The following is a 21571-nucleotide window of genomic DNA, read 5'->3' as shown; positions in this document are numbered from 1 at the left end:
CCACGAGCCGAGAGCCAGAGAAGGCCGCCATGCTCACCATCGTGATCATCGCCGTGATCGTTATCGCGGCCGTCGTCCTCTTCGTCGTCGGACGTGGGCGCATCCGGGCCGGCGGAGGACGCGGGCTCAAACACCGCTTCGGACCCGAGTACGACCGTGCCGTCGCCGACCACGGTGGCGACACCAAGGCGGCCGAGCAGGAACTCGGCGAGCGCGTCAAGCAGCATGGCTCCCTCGATGAGCGGCTGCTGTCGCCCGAGGCCCGCGCGCAGTACCGGGCTCAGTGGGCCGACGTCCAGGAGCGGTTCGTCGAATCACCGCAGAAGGCCGTCATCGAGGCGGACGCACTCCTTGCCGGCCTGGCGAGGGACCGCGGCTTCCCCGACGGCGAGCAGTTCGAGGAGCAGTTCGCCGCCCTTTCCGTCCACCACCCCGCCCATGTCCACGGCTACCGCAGCATGCACACGGCCGCCCGCGGACAGAGCGGCACCGAGGAGATGCGGGAGGCCATGGTCGAAGCCCGAAGCCTCTTCGAGGCACTGGTCGCCGAACAACCTGCCGACCCGGACCAGGGCAGCTCGCAGACTCCTCAGTCCCGCGACGGCAACGGCCACGCGCCATGGGCACTGAACCGACCCCACGTGAAGGGAAACAACACCTGATGTCGCAGAACGCCGAACACGCACGGCAATCCCAGCCCGGAAGCCCGGATCCCTCGGCGCCGCGCAACCCGCAGGTGCCGCAGAGCCAGCGGACCCCGCAGGCGCCTGTCACCAATCCTGCTCACGACCCGCGTGAACCCGCCACCAACGGCGCCGACGCCGGCCGCTCCAGCCCCGATCGCAAGCCGACGCCGGAGATGCTCCCGCAGGGCGAACGGGACAAGCTCAACCTGCGCCTCCAACAGGCCCTCAACACCTTCGTCGACAGCCCACGCCAGGCCGTGGAGGAAGCCGACAGCGTCTTCGACGAAGTCGCCACCCACTTCACGAACACCCTCACAGAGCAGCGGCGCGTCCTGCGATCGGGCTGGCAGGGCCAGGACACCGAAGCGCAGACCGAGGAACTACGGGTCGCGCTCATGCAGTACCGGGAGATCACCGAACGGCTGCTGCACATGGCGGCGACCGCCGGCCGGTGACACCGTCCTCCCAGCAGGAAGCACAGCCGCCGCAGGAAACCGCGGCGGCTGTGTGCTGCTGAAGCACTCAGCCCCTCCCTGCCGGGCCACCTCGGTGACGGTCTTCCCGGAGGAACGCACGAGAGCGACTGCGTCCCGTTTGAACTCCTCCGTGTACCGCCTGCTGCGGTTGCTCTTACTTCCCACCTGGCACTACTTCCTCTGGAACTCACGTCCCAGTCTCCAGGTGTTCACGATCAAGGGGAAGGTTCAGGTTGGTGTGCTGGGCCTGTTCGAAGTAGGGGCAGGATCGTCTTGCGCAGCCAGCTGCCGTTCGCGGTCCCGGCTCGCGGACCTCACAGCCGCAACCGGATCTCATTCACCGCCTGTTGACACCCTTTCAGTCGTCTACTGTCGCACCAGAGGCAGGCCGGCTGCAGTGGCCGCCACCATGCGTTTCAGTGTGGGGCGAAACGGCGGGAACGCCCCCGCGATTTCCGGCTCGCGCGCGTACAGTTCACGCAGCGCCTCAGGCGGTCGCGTGATGGGAAACAGCTTCGCGACGAAAGCGCTGGCTGTCATCACGAGTGCGGCGCCATCGGCGGGGGTCAGTTCCGGGCAGGCGGCGGAGATGCGCTGGCCGATCGCCCAGTAGGTGTCGATGGCCCACCTCTTGAAGACCTTTAGCACCTCCACGGACACATTGTGCTCGAGCATCGTCTCCGCGTGCGTGGTCAAATCACAGTAGAGCGGCCGGTCCACGAAGGCATCCGCGAGAACGCCGGCTGTTGCCTCGGTCCCACTCACTTCCTGCAACCGGGCACTGACCACGCTCGCCCACTCGGAACCCGCGCTCATCAGCAGATGCAGGTAGATCTCCTCACGCGTGCCGAAGTAGCGCAGCACGTTGGACTTGGCGAGTCCGACCGCGGTGGCGATGTCCTGCAGGCTGACCCTGGCCACGCCGGAGCGCTCGGCGAGCTCCCGAGCGGCGGTGAGGATGGCCTCGCGGCGCTGGTCCTTCTGATCAGGGCGTCGAGCCCGCTGGAATGGCGCTGACATGACCGTTCATCCTAGTCCAGATCTAACAGAACACCCATCTCTTGTTAAGGGACGGGTGTTCTGTTAATGTCTCGGCATCCGACAACCCATCGCGCTTCCGGGAGTGAAAGACCATCTCCGCCACCTCGACCAACCTCAGTCAGACCATTGACGACTTCGTTGCCGCCTTCAATGAGCCGAGCCCCGATCTCGACAAGGTCATGTCCTTCTTCGTCGACGACGCCGTGTACCTGCCCGGCCACCTTCCGGAGCGACGTGGCATCGCGGCGATCCGCAAAGAGTTCGAGCCGCACTTCGCCGGGCGCTACGGCACCATGCACTTCGCCGTGTACGACAAGATCGTCGACGAGCCGAACCGGCGCGCCACGATCCGCTGGGCCTGCCGGCTCGACATGAGCGGAGAGTCCGGCCGTCATGTGCCGTTGCCACTGCGCCTGTTCGCCCGTGCGCGCTACGGCGGCCGCATGCAGTGGCACGGCGTGGACGTGTTCCACTTCGACACCGCAGGACGTATCAGCGGCAAGTTCACCTACGCCATGTTCCGGTTGCCGCTGTGGGAGCGAGGCTGACAGGGCTCCCCGACGGTCCGAACCACCCGAGACGACCCCACACGCCAATGCCCGTCGTACATTCCCCTGGGGAAAGCTCGAGCCCGCGCGCACTTATACGGAAACGAAATGACACTTCTCAAGTCATGGCGGCCCCTGCTCGCCTTCGTGGTCACCGGCGGACTCCTGGTGTTGCTCTGCTACTTGGCGCTGCGGCCAGAACATCTCCTGTCCGTACCCGAGGGGGCCGCCTCCGGGTCGCTCACCATGCGCCCCTGCGACTACGACACCGAAGCCGGAACCGTCGCCGCCGACTGCGGCACACTCGCCGTCCCGGAGAACCGGCGCGACCCCAAGTCCGAGCTGATAGCACTTCCCGTCACTCGCGTCCGGGCCACTTCCGCAGATCCCGCGGAACCGATCTTCCGACTGGGCGGCGGCCCCGGAGGAACGAACATGGACTTCCCGCAGGCAAGCCGGCTCACCGGCCAACACGATGTGGTCCTGGTCGGTTACCGGGGCATCGATGGATCGCGCCGTCTGGACTGCCCCGAGGTCACCGCGGTCATGCAGTCCGCCGACGGAATCGCGGGATCGAAGACACTGCCTGCCACGACCAAAGCGTTCGAACTGTGTGCGGACCGTCTCACCGACGACGGGATCGACCTCACCGGCTACTCCGCTCTCCAGCGGGTGGAGGATCTGGAAGCGGCCCGTACCGCCCTGGGCTACTCACAGATCAACCTCCTCAGCTCCAGTGCTGGAACACGCACCGCCATGATCTACTCCTGGCGGCACCCGGCGGTGCTGCACCGCTCCGCGATGGTGTCGGTCAATACTCCCGGACACTTCGTCTGGGACCCGCGCATCACCGATGCGCAGTTCGCCCAGTACACACGGCTGTGCGACGACGACGCCTGCGCCGCGCGTACATCCGACCTCGCCGAATCGATCCGGAAGACCGCCGGCGAGATCCCTGAACGCTGGGGGCCCTTCCGCATCAAGGACACCAACGTCCGGGTTCTGAGCCAGTACGCCATGCATCGCAACGGTCCGGCCTCGGCACCGAACAACGCTCCGACCGTCATCGACGCCTACCTCAGCCGGGACACCGGCGCCTTGTGGGCCATCTCTGTCCTCGGTGACCTCACACTGCCGGATGCCATCGTCTGGGGCGAGTTCGCTTCCTTCGCCATGATCGATGGACCAGCAGCACAGCGCTACTACGACAGCGGTGGCGATCCGGGCTCGACCCTGGGCAACGCCTCAACCGACTTCCTGTGGGCCGGCGAGTCCGGTCTGTCCACGGTATGGCCGGACAGCCCCGACAACGCCAAGTATCGCCAGATGCGGCCCAGTGGCGTCGAAACCCTCCTCGTCAGCGGTGAGGTCGACTTCTCCACCCCGGCGCAACTGGCCACCGACGAACTGCTGCCCGCCCTGTCCCGGGGACAGCAGGTGATCCTGCCCGGGCTGGGCCACACCGCCGACTTCTGGGAGCACCGTCCCGAAGCCGGAAAACGTCTACTGACCACCTTCTTCGACACCGGCAGGGCGGACAGGTCCCAGTTCGACAGGAGGCCCGTCAACTTCGAGGCCGTCCCGTGGAGCATGTCCACGGTGGCCAAGCTACTGATCGGAGCCACCCTGGCAGGCGCAACCCTCGGCCTCGCTCTGCTTGCCGTGATCGCACGCTGGTCGCGCAGGCGCGGCGGCTTCGGTCCCCGCGCGAGTGTCTGGGTACGAACCGGGACCGTGATCCCGCTTGGCCTTGGCGGATGGCTGCTGGGGGTTCTGCTGATCTGGACGGTAGGTCCCGATGACTTCGTGGCCAGCGCGAGCGTGATCGTGCCCGGGACGGGCCTGATGGTAGGCCTCGGCGCCTATCTGGCCTGGACCCGTAATGAGCGCTCATCCCAGATGCGGCGCGCAGGGTTGGTGGCCGCGGTCTGCGGGGCGTTCCTCGGGGCATGGATCGGCTGTTACGCGCTTTCCGGTCTCCTGGCGCCTGCTGCAGCCATAGTCGGTGCGGGTGCGGCAGCGAATCTTGGGTTGCTGTGCGTCGAGCACTTCCGCAGGTGGCCGGACCGCATTTGGCGCACACCGGCGATGCACAAGGGCTCTTGAGTCCGTAGGAGTATGAGCTCGTAACACGATCATGAGCGGGTCCTTTTGAGGAGTCGCCAGCAGATCAGACTGCAGGCCAGAGAGACGAAGGCGTCGTGGAGTTCGGTGCGGCGTTCCCATCGAACGGCGAGTGGTTTGAAGTGGTGGAGCAGGGCGAAGGTCTGCTCCGCGACGTAACGGAGCTTGCCCATGCCCTGGATGTTCGGGGCGCCCTTGCGGGAGATACAGGCAGGATCCGCCGCTTGCGGAGTTCTTCGCGGTTCGGATTGGAGTCGTAGCCCTTGTCTCCGAGCAGGGCCTCTGGGCGCATGCGAGGACGGCCGGGGCGGCCGGCGGCGGGTGGGATGCCGTCGACCAGGGCGGGGTTTGGGTGACGTCGTTGACGTTGGCTGCGGTAGTGATGACCTTGAGCGGAGTTCCGCGTCCGTCGCAGATCAGGTGGTGTTTGCTGCCGGATGCGGCGTGGAGCGACATGCGGACGATGCTGGAGTACAAGAGCGCCTGGTAGGGACGGGAACTGGTGGTCGTCGATCGCTTCTTCCCCAGCTCGAAACTGTGCGGTGTCTGCGGCACGATCCGGGCGAAGCTGCCGCTCAACGTCCGCACGTGGACGTGTGAATGCGGCGCGGTCCATGACCGGGACGTGAACGCGGCGAAGAACATTCTGGCCGCCGGGCTGGCGGTGTCTGTCTGTGGAGCCGGTGTAAGACCTCAACGGGAGTCCTCCCGGACGGGGCAGTCGGCGGTGAAGCAGAAAACGCCACGGCGCGAGCCGTAGGAATCCCCCTCGTTCACGAGGGGGAGGAAGTCAAGTGCATGATCCGGCGCCGATCCAGCCGCGCGCCGCTCCTTACCGATCTTGCTCATCAATCGGCGATTGCTGGGCATCTCCGTCCCCACCCGCAGAGCCTGGCATGCTGGTTACTGGAGTCGGCAGTGTTGGCCTGTTCGCCAGTTCGCGGTGGCGGCGGCAATCACGGCGCCCAGCCTGTTCCGGGCGCCCACCAGATCGCCGATCCGGCTATCGATGCGATCCCGTTCCGCCGAAAGCCGGTCGATCAGCTCTGGCGTGGCCTCACCGTTCACGACACACAGCAGCAGATCCGCGATCGACTTGCTCGGCAGCCCGGCGGCGTACAACTGCTGGATCAGCTGGACGCGGTCGACCGCGCTGTCCGGGTACTGCCGCTGGCCGCTGGGGCTGCGTTCCGAGGCGAGCAGGGGGCTTCGTACGTATCGGCGGCGGGTTTCGGCCCCGACCTCGAACGGGCTAGTCCGACGCGCTGCTGGCTCCCGGTCCGCCGAGGCTGAGGGCTAGGCAGTGAGGCGAGATCGGAGATGTCCATGGGCGCTGGCGCCGAGGTGGCAGTGCGTATCGCGGTCGTCGGCGACTGCCCCGTCTTCCGGCATGGCGTCTCCCAGCTGATCGGCACGGCTCCCGACCTTCATCTGGTCGCCGCCGCGCCTTCCATCGAGAGTGCGGACGGCACCCTGCGCGGCGCCGAGGTGGTCCTGGTGGACGTGCAGCAGTCCGCCCCGCGGCTCGTCGCGGCCGTGGCGGAGCTGCGAGAGCGGGGGCACGCCGTCATCGTCGTGTCGTCCTCTCCGCAGATCGACGCGGTCCGGGTGATCCGGGCGGGTGCTAGCGGTTACCTCAGCCGCCAGGCCGAGGCGGAAGAGGTACTGACGGCGATCCGGGTCGTGGGCTCGGGCCGCAGTTACGTGTGCGCGCCCGTCGGCGACCTGCTCAGACGCTCCCCACACTTCACGGACCGGGAGCAGGAGATCTTGCAGCTCCTCGCCAACGGCGCCACCGACCACGAGATCGCCGCCCAGCTGAGCATCAGCAAGCACACGGTCCAGTCCCACCTCGACCGAATCGGCGAGAAGACAGGTTCCCGCCGCCGCTCCGACCTCACCCGACTCGCGGTCGAAAACGGCCTCACAGAGCAGAGATAGAGGCGTTCCGAGCAGGCGGCTGTGGGTAGTTCTGCCCTGCAGTCGTGGGTAATCGTTCCCCTTGACCCACACCGGCCGATGCCAGATCTTTGTACAGAAAGTCCGGTCGCTGCATCAACCGGAACAGCGAACCGAACCGGCGAATCTGCATTCACTCCGAGAATGTGGAGCGGTGATGACTCCATAGGAATTCGCTGCATTCTCGTCGCAGCATTTCGCCGCCATTCGCAGCCTCTGCAGCTGGGTCTCACACCTAGGAGAAGTCATGCGCAAGCGCGTCATTGTTGCCCTCGCGGCAGTGCTCCCTCTGACAGGGGTGGCCACGATCGCGGGAGCGAGCCAGGCAGGAGCAGATCCGGCGAAGCCGAGGGTCGTGGTCACGGGCACGGTCCAGGATTGCGAGGACGATACCGCTCCGCTCCAGGTGACGATAACGGCGAAGAACGGTGAAGTCGGCGTCGACGCCCAGCCGCGGGTGGAGGACGACGGAATCTACAAGATCACCTTCAAGAAGATCCCCTCGGGCGCGGGCACCAAGGCCACCGCAAAGGTCGAGTGTGAAGAGGACTCGTACAGCACGACCCTCACCATCAAGCGGCCTCCCGGCACAAAGCTCACCCAGACCTTCAATATCGCGCCGTAAAGGGGAATCGAGAAACCATCGGTCGGGCCTCGTCCACACGAGACCCGACCGACGGTTTGAACACGGTCCGGTCGAGCCCGGTCTTGGCGATGAGATCTTCGATGAGGCGGGGGCGGTACTGTATCCGTTTCAGTCGCGTCGTCACCAACGCGGTGAGCTGGTGAAGGCTGCACGAGCTGATCGCCGCCCGATTATGGCTGACCGTCTGCCAACTGCCTCCGTACGCACCCGAACTCAACCCCGTCGAGGGTGTGTGGTCGCACTTGAGTGGTGTGGCTGATGTGCGTGTTCAGGGTGAGGTAGGCCGCCGGCGAGGTGCCACTCCCTCCACCCCGACCGACGCCCACGTCAGACCGTCGCGCACGATGTCGGCCTCGGTGGTCGACGGACCGGGGACCAAACCTACCTGGAGCTGAGTGGCGGGTGGCTGGATCACCTCTTGTTGGTTGTCACGGCTGGACGCGTCGGTGGCTACTGTCACGTCGTGTGTCGCTGTGGGGCGGGGGAAGAGGAGATTCTCCAGCGCGTCCATGGCGAAGAGGAGGGCCAGCATCAGGGCGGGCACGAGCAGGGCGAGCAGGATCACAGGACCTCCCGGAGGGGATGGTCGGCCTGTGCAGCCGATGGTGCCGTCTACCAGGATGGGGCCGGACGGCGGAGTGCGCATGCCGTGCGCGGTGGCGCCGCGCACGGCAGTGGACCTGCTAAGGCTTCCGGCATGGAACGCGCGTTCGGGGGAATGTGCCGGAGGCTGACGAGTGTGCGGCGGGAAGCCTGGGGAGGTCGATCGCCGCCTTCTCGTCTTTCTTCTGGCCGCTGTGTGGCCTGGCAGCGGTCGCGGTTTCGCAGAGCTCTTCGACGCGGGTCCGGGTGGAGAGCCCGATGGTGGGCGGGCAGAGGCGTGCCAAGTACAGGCGGGTAGCCGAAGCGGCACAGCTGGAGGGAGCCCGAGCCGCTGGTGCCCTGTCGGGCCGGCCGGCGCGCTGGGCAGGCAGGCAGGTGTCAGGGCGAGATCCAGCGGTTGTATCACCAGCCATTCACAAGGGGTCGGCAAAAGCCGTCTACCGGTGTCTTACGGTATGAAGGCGTCGATCATGATGAGGATGGCAATCCCGTCACGGCCCGGATGGCAGCGCATGAGACAGCAACGACCGCACCAGCGTCTGCTCATGGCAGCAGCGTTGCTGCTGTTGCGTACTGGCCACCACGGCCGCCATCTCTAGCCAACCGGCGTGGGCTCACGTCATGTTGTTGATCCTTTCTGCTGCTGCTCTGCTTGCGGCGCTGATGAGTGCCTGGCCGGCGTTGTACGCCGCCTTGCGCCGAGCCGAGCCGCAGGCACCGGCCGTCCTGCGCCGGCGCGGGAAGAGCAGTGCGTTTCCGGCGGACAGGGCCAGGCGTCGGCTGCCCGGCGCGTACTCCCCGACCTCCTCTCGGTCGTGGCAGCAGGTCAGATGCCTCAGGGTGAGGGCGATGCGACGGGAGGCACGACTGCGCTGCAGACGGCCGCAGCCCTTGCGGGGGGACTTCTCCTGCATCGCTCAGGCGCGCGATCTGCTGGCCGACTGTTCTGAGCCGCATGCGGGCCGATCACGGCCTGCCGGTCTCGGCGCGTGCCATGGACGTTCCGCAGCTGGTGGTCAGTGAACTGGTCACCAACGCCCCCAAGTACGCCCCTGGGCCTGCCCTGCTGGAGCTTCGTGTTGCCGGTGCCAGGCTGGAAGAGACCGTGTGGGACAGCGGCCCGTCCCTGCCCCTGGCGCGGGCTGCGGAATCCGGCCGGGTGGGCCAGCAGGGCCTGGAGATCGTCATGGCCGTCGCCCAGAGTTTCGCGGCGCACCGCGAGCCGGTCGGCAAACGCATCACCGCCGGCATCGCCCTGTCCGACGACCCCGACGCGGATCCGGCCATCCGGCGAAACCGCACGGCTCGGTAGCGCCCGAACGCAGGACAGGTCAGCGTGCGGCACCACGGGGCAACCTCGCGGAACACCGACCCGCACTCCGTACCTGGTTGCCAGCTGCACAACGGCCGGGTGGCGTCCGCGCATCAGGGGCGAAGGCCGGCCACCTGTAGCGCCTCCGGCATATCCGCTCTCTCCTGGACAGGAGCGATGCGGCCACCGAGACAACACGACTGCACTGCTTCAGCGGCACCGGCTTCACCGGTGAACTGCGTCGCCTCGCGAAGGACGACCCCACGATCCAACTGATCGATTTGCCCGCCTCTACCACGGGGAGTGACTCTCGTGGGCCCGGGTTGCCGCACTGGCCGACAGGCCCGCGTGAGATGTCCGCCGAGACTGCCGCACAGGGAGAGTACTCAGGACCGGCGCCGATCCAACTCGGCCGGGACGGCCTGCCGTTCTCAAGCGGTCCTGTGCCGCGGGCTCGTACGACGATGAGCGATCCGTCGCCGGACGGTCCGGGTGAGTGCGGGTGCGGGCAGCCAACGGGACCTGTCGGCGGCAGGCCGCTGATCCTCGGCCGAGAGCGGTGCGCCGCGGTTCGGCGGTAGCGTGGCGAGGCGAGCAGAGCTGCGGACGGGCGGGGTGGATTTTCATGCGGATGCGGTGCGAAGCCGGGGCCGAGGAGGAGTTCGAGGCGGCGTGCGGGCTGTTGATCGACCGGTTGGTCCGGTGGGCGGGGGAGCAGGGGCTACCGGTGGACGGGTTCCTGGTGGAGGTGGCGCTGGACTACCGGCACCGGGCGACCGCCGACGGTCGGCTCGGGTTGTGGGAGCCGCGGCATGTGGAGGAGTTGCTGCTGTCCTGGCTTCCCCAACAGCTCACCGAGCTTCCCGGGGAGGAACGCGGCGACGGTCCGGGCACGTTGCGTACCCTGCTGCGCTTTCTGCACGCCGTGCGGTTGGCGGACCCACGCGGTCCCGCGCTTGATGACTCCCTCGGCGCGGTGGACGCGGCCGCGGAGCGGTATCCGATGGCGATGGCGGACCGTACCCGCTGGGGTCTGGCGAAGTTCTGGGCGGTGACCGCTGCCGAGCAGGGCGTGGACGTCATGGACGGGGCGGCTTTTCAGCGGTTCGCGGAGCGCGCTCAGCGCGGGGACGTCGCCTTCGACCAGCGGACCCTTGACGCCATCATGGACCGCCGGTTGAACGGCCGAGGGTTGGCCGACGGGGCCCGGGGCGAGCCGCAGCTGCCTGTGGTGTTGCCTTCGGACGGGGAGCTGCGACGACGGGCCGAGGCGTCGACGATTGTGGCGCAGTTGCGGGGGCTTGCGGAGTGGGTGGGGCGCGAGGGGCGGGTGGTGACGGCCGCGGGGCGGCTGCGGATGGCCGACGCCCGCGAGCTGGTGGACGTGCTGGGCACCGGCGACAGGACCGAGGGGGTGCGCTCTTCGACCGACCTGCCGCGGCTGGGACTGCTGGTGGAGTGGGCGAAGAAGGCGCGGCTGGTCCGGGTGGCCAAGGGCCGGTTGTACGCGGTGGCCAAGGCCCGGCCGGTGCTGGCCGACCCGCTTCAGCTCTGGTCCCGCGCCTTCGACGCACTCTTCGAACTGCGGCAGGCTCTGATCGGGGCGCGCAGCGGCTGGCATGTCGAGTCGATGCTCTTCGACATCTACGACGAGATGCTGGAGGACGTGCTGAACACGCTCTACAGCCTGCCGTACCCGATGCCCTGGCCTCGGCTGCGTGATTCCGTGCACCTGGGTTACCGGGCCCGCTTCCATCTGGACGCCGGCCCGGACCTCCAGCACAGGATGTGGTTCGAGCACGCCGACCGGGACCTGCGCTCGGTGCTCGAGGCGCTGGTGGACCTGGGTGCGGTCGAGCGTGAGCAGGGGATGGTCGACCCGGTGTTCCTGGAGGCCGATCTCTCCGATCTCGAAGATTCCGGACCTGAACTGCCCGCGGGCATGCCGCAGGAGCTTGGGGAGTTGCTAGGAATCACGGGGACGGCAGCGGATCCGGCGGCGGCTCGGGAGCGTGACCGTCGCCTGCGCGAGGAGCTGACCGCCGGGCCTGTCGAACTCATCCGCCTCACCGAGCTGGGCACCCAGGCTGTACGGCAGCGGCTGCTGGCGGCCGGCCGGGACGCACCTCTGGTCGGTGAGCTGGTCCAGGCGTCGGCGGCCGGTCTGCTGGGGGTGCTGGCGGAGGACTACGACCCGGATGCCGCCCGTATGGAACTGGGCGGCTGGATCTCGGCCCGCGGGGAGAGGGATGTCGCACTGCGGCAACTGACCGATGCCGTACGGACCATGGCGGGTACGGCCTTCCGTACGCGTGCACAGGCGATGCTCGACGTGCTGGCGGCGGCGTTGCCCGACGGTGAGGGCGAGCGGCTGCTGCGTGTGCTGCGCGGCGACGCCGTATTGGCACCGCTCGCGCTGAGCGCGCTGACACACCGTGAACTGCTGTCCCCCGCGGACATGACCGACGCCGAACATCTGCTGGTGTTGGCCGAGAGCCTGCTCCAGCTCGTGGAGCTGGCCGGCGGATCAAGCGGCGCCGAGGAGGCGCTGCGTGCCCAGGGTTCCGAGGCCAGAGACGCGGTCGCCGCCGCGCTGGCCTCCGCGCACCCGGACCGGGCCGGACTTGAGGAACTCAGGCACCTCGCTGCCCGGGCCTGGCATACGTCAGCCGTTCGCCACGGCGGGCTTCGCGGGCGCGGGCGTTCCACGGGCAAGGGTGGGCGCACGCGGCGCCGGTGACCGGGTGTCACTGATCGGCTCCCCCATCCGGCCGCCGCGAGGCTGCTTCGCGTGCCGGCCGGCGTGCCCGTCATACGTCGGGAACAGCTGCTTCCTGCGCGTCCAGGACCAGCACCGCGACGTGCAGGGACGTGCGCTGCAGACCTGATTCCAGGTCGCAGCCGAGGAGCCGCTCGATGGTGTGGAGGCGCTGGTAGTACGCCTGCCGGGACATGCCGGCGCGTTTCGCAGCGACCGACTTGTTCCCGGCCGCCGCCAGATAGGCGCGCAGTGCCGGGAGCAGATCGCCGCTGTTGCGGTCGTCGTGCTCGATGAGGCGGGTCAGTTGCCGTTCCGCGAACCGCTGAAGGCGGGTGTCCTCGCGCAGGACGCCCAGCAACTCCGGCAGCCGGACGTCGGCGGGGACGTAGAACCACCGCTCCGGGGAGGCCGGTGTGATGGCCTCGGCCGTCTGCTCCGCCTCCTGCCATGACCGGGCGATCCCGGCGAGGTCGGTCACCCCGGGGCCGACGGCGACGACGGCTTCCGGTCCGAGCTCCTCCCGGGTCAGACGGCCGATCCGCTCGGCGACCGGCTGCCAGGCGCTCGCCTGTGCCAGTGCCAGAAGTACGCCGATCCGGCCCGGGGCCGTCTCGCCGACCAGGGCGCGGACGCCGGTCTGTGCCAGCGCCTTCGCGATCCGTTCGTCGAGGTGCTCACCCTCGGTGCCGGTGTACGTGTGGCGGATGACGACGGCGAAGAGCCGGTGCCCGAGGGCCGGGAGCCCCAGTGCCTCGGCGCGGGCGCGCGCGTCCGCGGGGGAGCGGAACCGCCGTTCGTACAGGTCCCGCAGTACGGAGCGGTGGGCCCGGCGCTCCCACCAGGCCGGCCCGGCCAGACGCGCCATGGTCAGCGCGACCGCCGCACGCTCCAGCACCAGGACGTGTTCCGGGTCGGGTTCGGCGTTCAGCCGGCCCTCCAGCAGGACCAGCCGCCCCCACAGCCCCCGGTGGTCCTGCACCGGCGCGATCAGCCACCCCTCCGGGCCGCTCGGCGTGATCCTCTCCGGCGTCGGGGCGGCCCGCGAACGCCGCGACCAGGCCGACACCACTGGCTCGTACGGCCGGCCGAGCAGCTCGCACATCAGGACCCGGTGGGTGAGGTCCTCCAGCACCACCGGGGCGCCGGTGAGCTCCGCGGTGGTGTGCACCAGTTCCTCGGGGTCCGCGCCCCGCAGCGTCAGGGCGGTGAAGACGTCCTGGATGTCCCTCCCGCGCCGCAGCAGGGCCCCCTGGGCGTCAAGGATGAGCGCGTGCACCGTCTGCGTGACGTCGATGAACCGGACGCCCCGGGCCAGTTCGACCAGCGGCACGTCACGGGCACGGCACGCCGCCACCAGTTCGCCGGGCACCTTCCGGTACCGGTAACCGAGCTCCACGATCAGACCGGCCGCGCCCACGTCGGCGAGCTGGTCGACGTAGCCTCGCAGCTCGGAGGCGTCCTCGGGATACGGCATGCCGGTGGTCAGCACCAGCTCGCCGCCCTCCAGGAAATCGGCGGGATTGAGCAGCTCGGTGACATGCACCCAGCGCACCGCCCTGTCCAGCTGTGACTCACCGGCCAGCACGCGCGGCATCCCTTCGGCGAGCACGGGCAGGCGCAGTACTTCCGTGATCGTGGGGAAGTGCCCGTTTGCGGGACGTCTGGGCGGCATAGGGGGTGCTTTCATCCGAGGGGATCGGGGTCACCCTCGCACCGGCCACTCACCGTGACAAGAGGGGACCGGCATTTTGTGCGGCCCGGCCGTCCGCAGTGACAGACCGTCTCGAGAAGGCCCCACGGTGGAACACAGTGTGGGTTGACCTGCAGGTTCCCCCGGGCCGAAAGTGAACGCCATCCCCAGTGGGACCCGAACCGGAAGAGTCCCCACGATGTCCGCACCGTGCTGGGGCCCAATGCCACCCGGACCACACCATCGAAAGGAGCGACCTCATGAGCATCCCGAAGCGCGTCGCCGTGATCGGTGCCGGCAGCATGGGCAGCCAGGCCATGTGGCGACTGGCCGCCCGCGGAGCCGAGGTCATCGGCTACGACCGGTACGCGCCGGGTCACGACCGCGGTGCGGCCGGGGGCGAGACCCGCATCTTCCGGGCCGTCCACCTCGGCGAACCCCGCTACATTCCGCTGCTGCGGCTCGCCGACCGGATGTGGGACCGCCTCCAGGGCGAGACCGGATTCTCTCTGCGACGCCGCAGCGGATGCCTGGTGATGGGCGACACCGCGTCGCCCTCCATGAGCCTCCTGCTCGCGGCCGGCTCCACCCACCGGCTGGATCACGAGGTACTGGACCGGGAGGAACTCGCCCGCCGCTACCCGCAGCACCACCTCCCGGACGGGCACACCGCCGTCCTCGACCGGATGGGCGCAGTCCTCAGGCCCGAGGCGTCGATCCAGGCCGCCGCCACCCGTGCCGAGCAACTGGGCGCCCGACTGCACCGCTACACCCCGGTGCGGGAGATCGCGCCCGCGGCAGGCGGCGGGGTGCACATCGTCACCGACCAGGGCACGGAACACGTGGACACCGCGGTGGTCACCGTGGGCCCCTGGATCAACACCCTGCTCCCGGACCTGCCGCGGGCGGTCGACGTCCGCCGGCTGATCAGCTCCTGGCACCTCCCCACCCGCCACGACTGGTTCGCGGGCGGCGCCCCCGCCTTCGTACGCAGCACACCCCACGACTGCTACGGACTCCCGTCGCCCGACGGCATGTCCGTCAAGCTCGGCCTCTCCTTCCAGCTGGGCCTCCACTCCGCGCGCCATCTGCCGGTGGCCGACCCCGAACGGCTCGACCGCACGGTCCGCCCGGAGGAACTCGCCACCATGCGCGAGTTCATCGGCGAGCTGATGCCCGACCTGAACCCCGACCCCATCAGGATGTCGGCCTACATGGAGGGCTACACCGACACCGGAAACCCGCTCGTCGGCCGCCTCCCCGGCGAGGACGACATCATCGTCATGGCCGGCTTCTCCGGCAGCGGCTTCAAACTGGCGCCCGCCATGGGCGAGATCGCCGCCGACCTCGCCCTGGACGGCACCACCGACCATCCCGTCGACTTCCTGGCACCGGCCGCAGCCGGCGCCGTCTGACCCGAAGCCACCTCGCCTCCCCCATGGGGGAAGTCCGTCACAGGTGTGCCGGAAAAGTAGTGACAAATGCTGAATCACAGCCTGTTCCTGCAGCAAAGAACTGGAGTTCTTCCATGCCCATTCCGTCGTTTCAGTTCCGGCCGAAGTACGTCTCGTTCGACTGCTACGGCACGTTGATCGAGTGGCCCATGACCCCCATCACGCGTGAGCTCGTCGGCGACCAGATCCCCACGGAGCACTGGGACCAGTTCGTCCGGGAGTTCCGCGGCTACCGCTACGACCAGGTCCGCGGCGAGTACTACCCCTACGAGCAGGTGCTGCAGGACTCCTTCGAGAGGGTCTGCCGCAAGTGGGGTGTGAAGGCGGCGCCGGACGCGGGCAAGCGGTTCGCCGACGGCGTGCGCAGCTGGGGCCCGCACGCCGACGTGCCGGAACCGCTGAAGAAGATGGGCGAGCACTACAAGCTGGTGATCTTCTCCAACGCAGGGGACTCCTACCTGGAGGAGAGCGTGCCCCGGCTCGGGGCGGACTTCCACGCGGTCTTCACCGCGGAGCAGGCCGGCTACTACAAGCCCCGGTACGCCGCGTTCGAGTACATGCTCGACCAGCTCGACGCGTCCCCCGAGGACTTCGTGCACGTCTCCTCGCACACCCGCTACGACCTGATGCCGATGCACGACATGGGCTTCCGCAACCTCATCCTCCTGGACCGGGGCTGCGACCCGGTCACCCACGGCTACGACTACGTGCCGGTGAAGTCCCTGGACGAGCTCAACACCATGCTCGGCATCTGAATCACGACGCACACCGTCCCGCACGCACAGCCCCGAAGGCCCCCCACCCCAGCGTTTTCCGTTCCCCCGAATCCACACCCTCACCAGGAGGCGCCCGATGGAAGCCAACCGGATAGGCCGCAGAACCGTACTCCGCACCACAGGCGCGCTGGCCGCCGCCACCGTGGTGACCGGCTGCGGCACCCTCATGGGCAGCAGCGAAAGCCGCGGCTCGGGCGGCTCCAAGAAACGGCTCGTCGTCAGCAACAGCGGTGGCGCCTACAACGACGCCCTGACCGAGGCGATCTACGAGCCGTTCGCCAAGGAGACCGGCATCACGGTCACGACGGTCAACTACCAGTCGGCGCAGATCATCGCCCAGGTCAAGCAGGGCCGTCCGCAGGTGGACCTGATGGACAACACACTGCTGAACTTCCAGAAGATGGCGGGGCTGGAGTGTCTGGAGCCGGTGGACCAGGACCGGCTGAAGAGTGTCAAGGGCGCCGGGATCGCGGAGCACAACCTGCCGGCGCACGCGGTCGGCAAGAACGTGTGGGCGAGCGTGATGGCCTACCGCACGGACAGCCTGAAGCGCGCCCCGAAGAGCTGGGCCGACTTCTGGAACACGCATTCCTTCAGCGGCCCCCGTTCGCTGCAGAGCGCGGAGGCCGACCTGCCGGAGCTGGAGTTCGCGCTGCTGGCCGACGGTGTGCCGCTGGACAGGCTGTATCCGCTGGATGTGGACCGGGCGTTCGCGTCGATGTCGCGGATCCGCGGCGAGGTGAAGAAGTTCTGGAACACCGGCGCCCTGCCGGCCGTCCTGCTCGGCCGCAAGGAAGTCGTCATGACCTCCCTGTGGGGCGGCCGCGCGGACGAGCTGATCAAGCAGGGGCAGCCGGTCGCCTACCAGTGGAACGGCGCCCGCAGGATGACCAACGGCTGGGGCATCCCGAAGGGCGCGGACAACACGGACGCGGCCTACCAGCTGATCGACTTCTCGCTGCGTCCCGAGGTGCAGGCGGCGTTCGCCAAGCTCAGCCCCACCGGCGGCCCGGTCGTCCCGGCGGCGACCAAGCTGCTCTCGGAGGACGTCCTCGCCACGCTGCCGACCTCGCCGCAGAACCTCAAGACCGGGTTCGACGCGGATGCCGCCTGGTGGGACAAGAACCGTGACGCCGTCACCAAGCGCTGGCAGGAGTGGGCCGATGCCTGAGCGGACCCAGAGCCCGACCGCCGCGAAGCTGTCCGCCGACGACTTCGCCGCCGCCCTGGCCCCTCACTCCTCCTCACCGACGGGCAGGTCGCTGTCCGTGACGGGGCTGCGGAAGTCCTACGGCGGGACGACGGTGGTGGACGGTGTGGACATGGAGATCGCGGCGGGTGAGTTCGTCACCTTCCTCGGCTCCTCCGGTTCCGGCAAGACGACCACGCTGATGATGCTGGCCGGGTTCACCGAGCCCGACTCCGGCTCAGTCGCAGTGGACGGCCGGGACATCACCAAACTCAATCCGGGCAAGCGGGACTTCGGTTTCGTCTTCCAGCAGTACCTGCTCTTCCCGCACATGACCGTCGCCGAGAACGTCGCCTTCCCCCTGCAACTGCGCGGGGTGGACAAGGCGGAGATCCGCCGCCGGGTGGGGGAGACCCTGGTGGCGGCGGGGCTGTCGAAGTTCGCCGGCCGCAAGCCCCGTGAGCTCTCCGGCGGTCAGCAGCAGCGCGTCGCCCTGTGCCGGGTCCTGGTCTACCGCCCGCCGATCGTGCTGATGGACGAACCGCTGGGTGCGCTGGACAAGAGGCTCCGCGACCAGATGCAGACCGAGATCAAGTCCATCCAGCGCGAACTCGGCCTGACCGTCATTTATGTGACGCACGATCAGGAGGAGGCGCTGGTCCTGTCGGACCGGATCGCCATCATGAAGGACGGCCGCATTGAGCAGTTCGACACCCCCCGCGGCCTGTTCGAACGCCCTCGCACGCCCTTCGTCGCCGACTTCCTCGGCGCCGCCAACTTCCTCACCGGCAAGGTCGAGGACGGTGGAGCAGACGACTGCACCCGCGTGCGCCTCGACACCGGCGGCGTGCTCACGGCCCGCGCTCACCCCTGCGTGCCCGGACAGAGCGTGCGCGCCGCGGTGCGGCCGGGCAAGCTGCGCCTGGTCGGTGCGGAGGAGGGCTGCTGTTCCGGCACGGTCGAGACGGCCGTCTACGTCGGCTCGCTGACCCGGATCACCGTCCGCCTGGACGGTGCCGCTCCGGGGACGCAGCCGCTGCGGATCGAGACCGCCGCCGTCCCGCCGCGTCCCGGCGAGCGGGTGTGTGTCACCGCCGACCGGGACGACGTCAGCGTCTTCGACGTGACGGACGGGGGGTGAGCCATGGCCGGCACCGCTCTCGCACCCGGCAAGGTGCGTGTGAAAACGTCCGCGATGCGCGGGCACCGCTCCCGGATCGCCCTGGTCAACGCCGTCCCCGTCACGGTGTTCCTGCTGGTGCTGTTCGTCTACCCGATCATCGGGGTGCTCTCCCTCAGCCTCGAGGGTGACAGCGGCGGTTTCACCCTGCACTGGTACGCCGACGCCCTCAGCGGCGTGAACTTCTCCGTGCTGCTCTCCACCCTGCGGATCTCCGCGGAGACCGCGGTGCTCAGTCTCCTGGTGGGTTTCGTCCTGGCGCACGCCATCGCCCGGATGCGGCCCGTCTTCGCCGCACTGGCGATGCTGATCGTGGTGGTGCCGCACTTCATCAGCGCCCTGGTACGCACGTACGGCTGGATCATCATGCTCGGTGAACACGGCCTCATCAACACCCTGGCCACCTCCGTGCACGCCCCCGGCGCCCCCTACTCCCTGCTCTACAACGAGACCGGCGTGGTCATCGGCACCACCTCGGTGATGCTGCCCTACACCGTCCTGGTCCTGCAGGGCGTGATGCGGGGCGTCGACGGCCGGCTCCTGGCCGCAGCGGCAGGCTTCGGTGCGAGCCGGTTCACCATCTTCCGCAGGATCTACCTGCCGCTGGTCGCGCCCGGGCTCGGCACCGCGGGGCTGCTCAGCTTCATCCTGTGCCTGGGCTACTACATCACTCCAGCTCTGATGGGCGGCAACAAGCAGACCGTCGTCGCCGCGCTCATCGACCAGCAGGTGATGAAGCAGGACCAGTGGAACTCCGCCGCCGCCTTCGGCGTCATCCTGCTCCTGCTCACCTTCGCCGGCCTGGGCGTGCTCGGCCTGGCCAAGCTCCGCCGCAAGAAGGCACACGCACGAAGGAGCAGCTCATGATGGAACTGCCCGCCACCCGGGCCGGACACATCGGCCGCGCCCTGAGCGCCACCGCGATCCTGCTGTTCCTGGCGATGCCCATCGTCATCATCCTGGTCACCTCCTTCGGCGCCGACGGCATCGGCACCTTCCCGCCGAAGGAGTACAGCACCCACTGGTACGAGCAGATGGCCGCGCCCGGCGGCAACTGGGCCACCTCCATCGCCCTGTCCAGCCTCATCGCCTCCCTCACCACCGTGTTCTCCCTCATCCTGGGGGCCACCGCCGCCACCGCCCTGGCCCGCGGCCGACTGCCCCTGCACACGGCGGTGTACGGGCTGGTCCTGGCCCCGCTGCTCATCCCGCAGGTGGTCATCGCGCTCGGCCTGTTTCTCTTCTTCGAACCGGCCGGCATGCTCGGCAGCCCGCTGGCCATCGCCCTCGGCCACACCGTGCTCGCCGCACCCATCGCCATCCTCATCATGATCTCCACGCTGCGGGGCATCGACGAGCGGCTGGAGGACGCGGCGGCCAGCATGGGCGCCAGCCGGCTCACCATCGCCCGGCGCATCACCTTCCCCCTGGCCACACCCGGGTTGATCGCCGCCGCGGTGTTCTCGTTCATCACCAGCTTCGACGAGTTCTTCATCGCCCAGTTCATGTCGACCCCAGACACCCGCACCCTGCCGGTCCTGGTCTTCAACGCGCTGCAGTTCGACGTCGACCCGACCGTCACCGCCGTCAGCGCCGTCCTCATCGCCCTGGCCATCCTCGCCCTCGCCCTGGTCGCCCTCGTCCGCAAACTCGGCGGCCACCGAGGCGGCCAGAACGTCCTGCCCGTCGAACCCCTCACCTGAGCCTCGCACCGGCACGGGCCGCCCTACCGCTGACAGCGCCGTCGGCCGGACCGCCCCTGGTGGTGCCCGGCCGCGCCCTCCCCGAACACATTCCCGCAGGAGACCCGTTATGAAGACGATCCCGTACTGGGTAGAAACCGCCGGGGCGTTTCCCGACCGGTCCGGCAAGCCACTGACCGAGGACACCGACCTGGTGGTCGTCGGCGCCGGCCTGACGGGTCTGTCCACCGCCCTCCACTCCGCCCGCAAGGGCGCCCGCGTCACCCTCGTCGAGAAGAGCCAGATCGGCTCCGGTGCCTCCGCGCGCAACGGCGGCATGGCCAACCTGGGTTTCACGATCGGCGTGGGCCAGGCCATCCGCCGGTACGGACTGGAGCGGGCCCGCGAGATCTACAACTCCTACGGCGAGGCCGTGGACACCGTCGAGCGGCTCGTGAAAGAGGAGTCCATCGACTGCCAGTTCCGCCGCGTCGGACGCCTGGGCGTCGCGTCCCGCCCCGCCCACTTCGAGAGCAAGAAGGCCCAACAGCGCGACCTGGCCAAGTACTTCGGGCACGAGACGACTCTGATCGGCAAGTCCGAGCTGCGGTCCGAGATCGGATCCGATGCCTACCACGGCGGCCTGCTCGACCCGTTCAGCGCCGCACTGCACGTCGGCCGCTTCGTGCGCGGCATGGCCGAGGCGTGCGAGCGCGCCGGTGTCGAGATCCACGAGCGCAACGCGGCCATCGGCGTACGGCGTACCGCCGCGGGCCGGTTCGAGGTCAGTACCGAGCGCGGTGTGATCCGCGCCGGGCAGGTCATGATGGCCACCGACGCCTACACCGACAAGAACTTCCCGTGGCTGCGCCGCCGACAGGTCTGCCTGGGCAGCTTCATCGTCGTGACCGAGCCGCTCGGCGAGGACCTCGCCCGGGACATCATCCCCAAGGCCCGCCTCATCGTCGACTCCAACCAGGTCTGCCACTACTTCCGGCTCACCCCGGACAACCGGCTGCTGTTCGGCGGCCGTGCCCGTTTCGCACCGTCCGACCCCACCTCGGACAAGAAGAGCGGGGCCGTCCTGTTCCGTGAGATGTGCGAGATCTTCCCCCAACTCGCCCGGACGAAGGTCGAGTACGTGTGGGGCGGCTCCGTCGGATTCGCGATGGACCGCATCGTGCACGCCGGGCAGAGCGATGACGGCGTCTACTACTCCATGGGATACGCGGGCCACGGGGTGCAGATGGCCACGCACATGGGGCAGGTCATGGCCGAGGTGATGGACGGCCACCCCGAGGTCAGCCCGGTCCGCGACCTGGCCCCGCCCCGCATCCCCTTCTACAACGGCACCGCCTGGTTCCTGCCCTTCGCGGGCGCCTACTACAAGACGCTGGACCGCATCCGCTGACCGGTCGGCAGCCCCTCACCACACATCCAAGGA

The 21571-nt window shown here is 68.7% G+C and carries 21 protein-coding genes and 3 pseudogenes; 17 read left to right on the top strand and 7 right to left on the bottom strand.

What is annotated here, in order from left to right; genetic code table 11:
* Positions 1 to 29 precede the first annotated feature (29 nt).
* Entirely contained in the window at positions 30 to 662 is a 633-nt protein-coding gene (locus tag QF037_RS02470; RefSeq protein ID WP_307021340.1) for a hypothetical protein, read from the top strand.
* Positions 662 to 1141: a hypothetical protein gene (locus tag QF037_RS02465; protein ID WP_307021338.1), complete on the top strand. Its 480-nt coding sequence runs from the start codon at positions 662 to 664 to the stop codon at positions 1139 to 1141. The genes QF037_RS02470 and QF037_RS02465 overlap by 1 nt, the downstream gene beginning before the upstream one ends.
* Here the strand turns inward: QF037_RS02465 and QF037_RS50835 are convergent.
* The gene (locus QF037_RS50835; protein ID WP_373463648.1) at positions 1067 to 1327 is read right to left on the bottom strand and encodes a transposase; all 261 of its coding nucleotides are present in this window, start codon (positions 1325 to 1327) and stop codon (positions 1067 to 1069) included. The two genes, QF037_RS02465 and QF037_RS50835, sit on opposite strands and share 75 nt — an antisense overlap.
* A gap of 201 nt (positions 1328 to 1528) precedes the next feature.
* Positions 1529 to 2182, bottom strand: a complete 654-nt coding sequence (locus QF037_RS02460; protein WP_307021336.1) for a TetR/AcrR family transcriptional regulator — start codon at positions 2180 to 2182, stop codon at positions 1529 to 1531.
* Positions 2183 to 2295: 113 nt separating this feature from the next.
* Between QF037_RS02460 and QF037_RS02455 the strand changes: the two genes are divergently transcribed.
* Complete coding sequence (locus tag QF037_RS02455; protein WP_307036942.1) at positions 2296 to 2751, top strand: YybH family protein; 456 nt, start codon at positions 2296 to 2298, stop codon at positions 2749 to 2751.
* 108 nt (positions 2752 to 2859) lie between these two features.
* The gene (locus QF037_RS02450) at positions 2860 to 4857 is read left to right on the top strand and encodes an alpha/beta fold hydrolase (protein WP_307021335.1); all 1998 of its coding nucleotides are present in this window, start codon (positions 2860 to 2862) and stop codon (positions 4855 to 4857) included.
* Positions 4858 to 4886: 29 nt separating this feature from the next.
* Here QF037_RS02450 and QF037_RS02445 read toward each other — a convergent pair whose 3' ends face one another.
* Entirely contained in the window at positions 4887 to 5048 is a 162-nt protein-coding gene (locus QF037_RS02445) for a hypothetical protein (RefSeq protein WP_307021334.1), read from the bottom strand.
* A 257-nt stretch (positions 5049 to 5305) separates the two neighbouring features.
* On the opposite strand from QF037_RS02445, the pseudogene QF037_RS02440 reads away from it, so the two are divergent.
* Positions 5306 to 5635: pseudogene (locus QF037_RS02440) on the top strand (RNA-guided endonuclease InsQ/TnpB family protein); the annotation flags it as partial.
* Between the two features lie 143 nt (positions 5636 to 5778).
* On the opposite strand, the pseudogene QF037_RS02435 reads toward QF037_RS02440, so the two are convergent.
* Positions 5779 to 6093, bottom strand: a pseudogene (locus QF037_RS02435) (MerR family transcriptional regulator); the annotation flags it as partial.
* 108 nt (positions 6094 to 6201) lie between these two features.
* Here QF037_RS02435 and QF037_RS02430 point away from each other — a divergent pair.
* The 3 genes and pseudogenes from QF037_RS02430 to QF037_RS02420 all read left to right on the top strand — a co-directional run.
* Positions 6202 to 6816 (top strand): response regulator transcription factor, encoded by a 615-nt coding sequence (locus tag QF037_RS02430; protein WP_307021332.1) that lies wholly within the window; start codon positions 6202 to 6204, stop codon positions 6814 to 6816.
* Positions 6817 to 7081: 265 nt separating this feature from the next.
* On the top strand, positions 7082 to 7459 hold the full coding sequence (locus QF037_RS02425) for a hypothetical protein (protein WP_307021331.1): 378 nt from the start codon (positions 7082 to 7084) through the stop codon (positions 7457 to 7459).
* Positions 7460 to 7635: 176 nt separating this feature from the next.
* A pseudogene (locus QF037_RS02420) lies at positions 7636 to 7725 on the top strand (transposase); the annotation flags it as partial.
* Positions 7726 to 7748: 23 nt separating this feature from the next.
* Here QF037_RS02420 and QF037_RS02415 read toward each other — a convergent pair.
* Together QF037_RS02415 and QF037_RS02410 are read right to left on the bottom strand one after the other, a co-directional pair.
* Entirely contained in the window at positions 7749 to 8045 is a 297-nt protein-coding gene (locus QF037_RS02415) for a hypothetical protein (RefSeq protein WP_307021329.1), read from the bottom strand.
* Between the two features lie 652 nt (positions 8046 to 8697).
* Positions 8698 to 8997 (bottom strand): hypothetical protein, encoded by a 300-nt coding sequence (locus tag QF037_RS02410; RefSeq protein ID WP_307037817.1) that lies wholly within the window; start codon positions 8995 to 8997, stop codon positions 8698 to 8700.
* Between the two features lie 41 nt (positions 8998 to 9038).
* Between QF037_RS02410 and QF037_RS02405 the strand changes: the two genes are divergently transcribed.
* On the top strand, positions 9039 to 9395 hold the full coding sequence (locus QF037_RS02405) for an ATP-binding protein (protein ID WP_373463647.1): 357 nt from the start codon (positions 9039 to 9041) through the stop codon (positions 9393 to 9395).
* Positions 9396 to 10020: 625 nt separating this feature from the next.
* Positions 10021 to 12135 carry a hypothetical protein gene (locus QF037_RS02400; RefSeq protein ID WP_307021327.1) on the top strand — a complete coding sequence of 705 codons (2115 nt, stop codon included), beginning with the start codon at positions 10021 to 10023 and terminating at the stop codon, positions 12133 to 12135.
* Between the two features lie 70 nt (positions 12136 to 12205).
* On the opposite strand, the gene QF037_RS02395 is transcribed toward QF037_RS02400, so the two are convergent.
* Positions 12206 to 13828: a PucR family transcriptional regulator gene (locus QF037_RS02395; protein ID WP_307021325.1), complete on the bottom strand. Its 1623-nt coding sequence runs from the start codon at positions 13826 to 13828 to the stop codon at positions 12206 to 12208.
* Between the two features lie 278 nt (positions 13829 to 14106).
* Between QF037_RS02395 and solA the strand changes: the two genes are divergently transcribed.
* The 7 genes from solA (at position 14107) to QF037_RS02360 (ending at position 21538) form a co-directional block, all read left to right on the top strand.
* Positions 14107 to 15261: an N-methyl-L-tryptophan oxidase gene (gene solA / locus QF037_RS02390; protein WP_307021323.1), complete on the top strand. Its 1155-nt coding sequence runs from the start codon at positions 14107 to 14109 to the stop codon at positions 15259 to 15261.
* A 113-nt stretch (positions 15262 to 15374) separates the two neighbouring features.
* Entirely contained in the window at positions 15375 to 16055 is a 681-nt protein-coding gene (locus QF037_RS02385) for a haloacid dehalogenase type II (protein WP_307021321.1), read from the top strand.
* Between the two features lie 97 nt (positions 16056 to 16152).
* Positions 16153 to 17247 carry a polyamine ABC transporter substrate-binding protein gene (locus tag QF037_RS02380; protein WP_307021319.1) on the top strand — a complete coding sequence of 365 codons (1095 nt, stop codon included), beginning with the start codon at positions 16153 to 16155 and terminating at the stop codon, positions 17245 to 17247.
* Positions 17240 to 18406, top strand: coding sequence for an ABC transporter ATP-binding protein (locus QF037_RS02375; RefSeq protein WP_307021317.1), 1167 nt, complete (start codon positions 17240 to 17242; stop codon positions 18404 to 18406). The genes QF037_RS02380 and QF037_RS02375 overlap by 8 nt, the downstream gene beginning before the upstream one ends.
* A 3-nt stretch (positions 18407 to 18409) precedes the next feature.
* Positions 18410 to 19312, top strand: a complete 903-nt coding sequence (locus QF037_RS02370) for an ABC transporter permease (RefSeq protein WP_307021315.1) — start codon at positions 18410 to 18412, stop codon at positions 19310 to 19312.
* The gene (locus QF037_RS02365) at positions 19309 to 20148 is read left to right on the top strand and encodes an ABC transporter permease (RefSeq protein ID WP_307021312.1); all 840 of its coding nucleotides are present in this window, start codon (positions 19309 to 19311) and stop codon (positions 20146 to 20148) included. Before QF037_RS02370 ends, QF037_RS02365 begins: the two co-directional genes overlap by 4 nt.
* Before the next feature lie 109 nt (positions 20149 to 20257).
* Positions 20258 to 21538: an NAD(P)/FAD-dependent oxidoreductase gene (locus QF037_RS02360; protein WP_307021310.1), complete on the top strand. Its 1281-nt coding sequence runs from the start codon at positions 20258 to 20260 to the stop codon at positions 21536 to 21538.
* Positions 21539 to 21571: the final 33 nt, after the last annotated feature.

The sequence above is a fragment of the Streptomyces canus genome (assembly GCF_030815415.1).
GTDB lineage: Bacteria > Actinomycetota > Actinomycetes > Streptomycetales > Streptomycetaceae > Streptomyces > Streptomyces canus_F.
The sequence above is the reverse complement of the archived record's forward strand: the minus strand, read 5'-3'. Positions and strand labels throughout refer to the sequence as shown.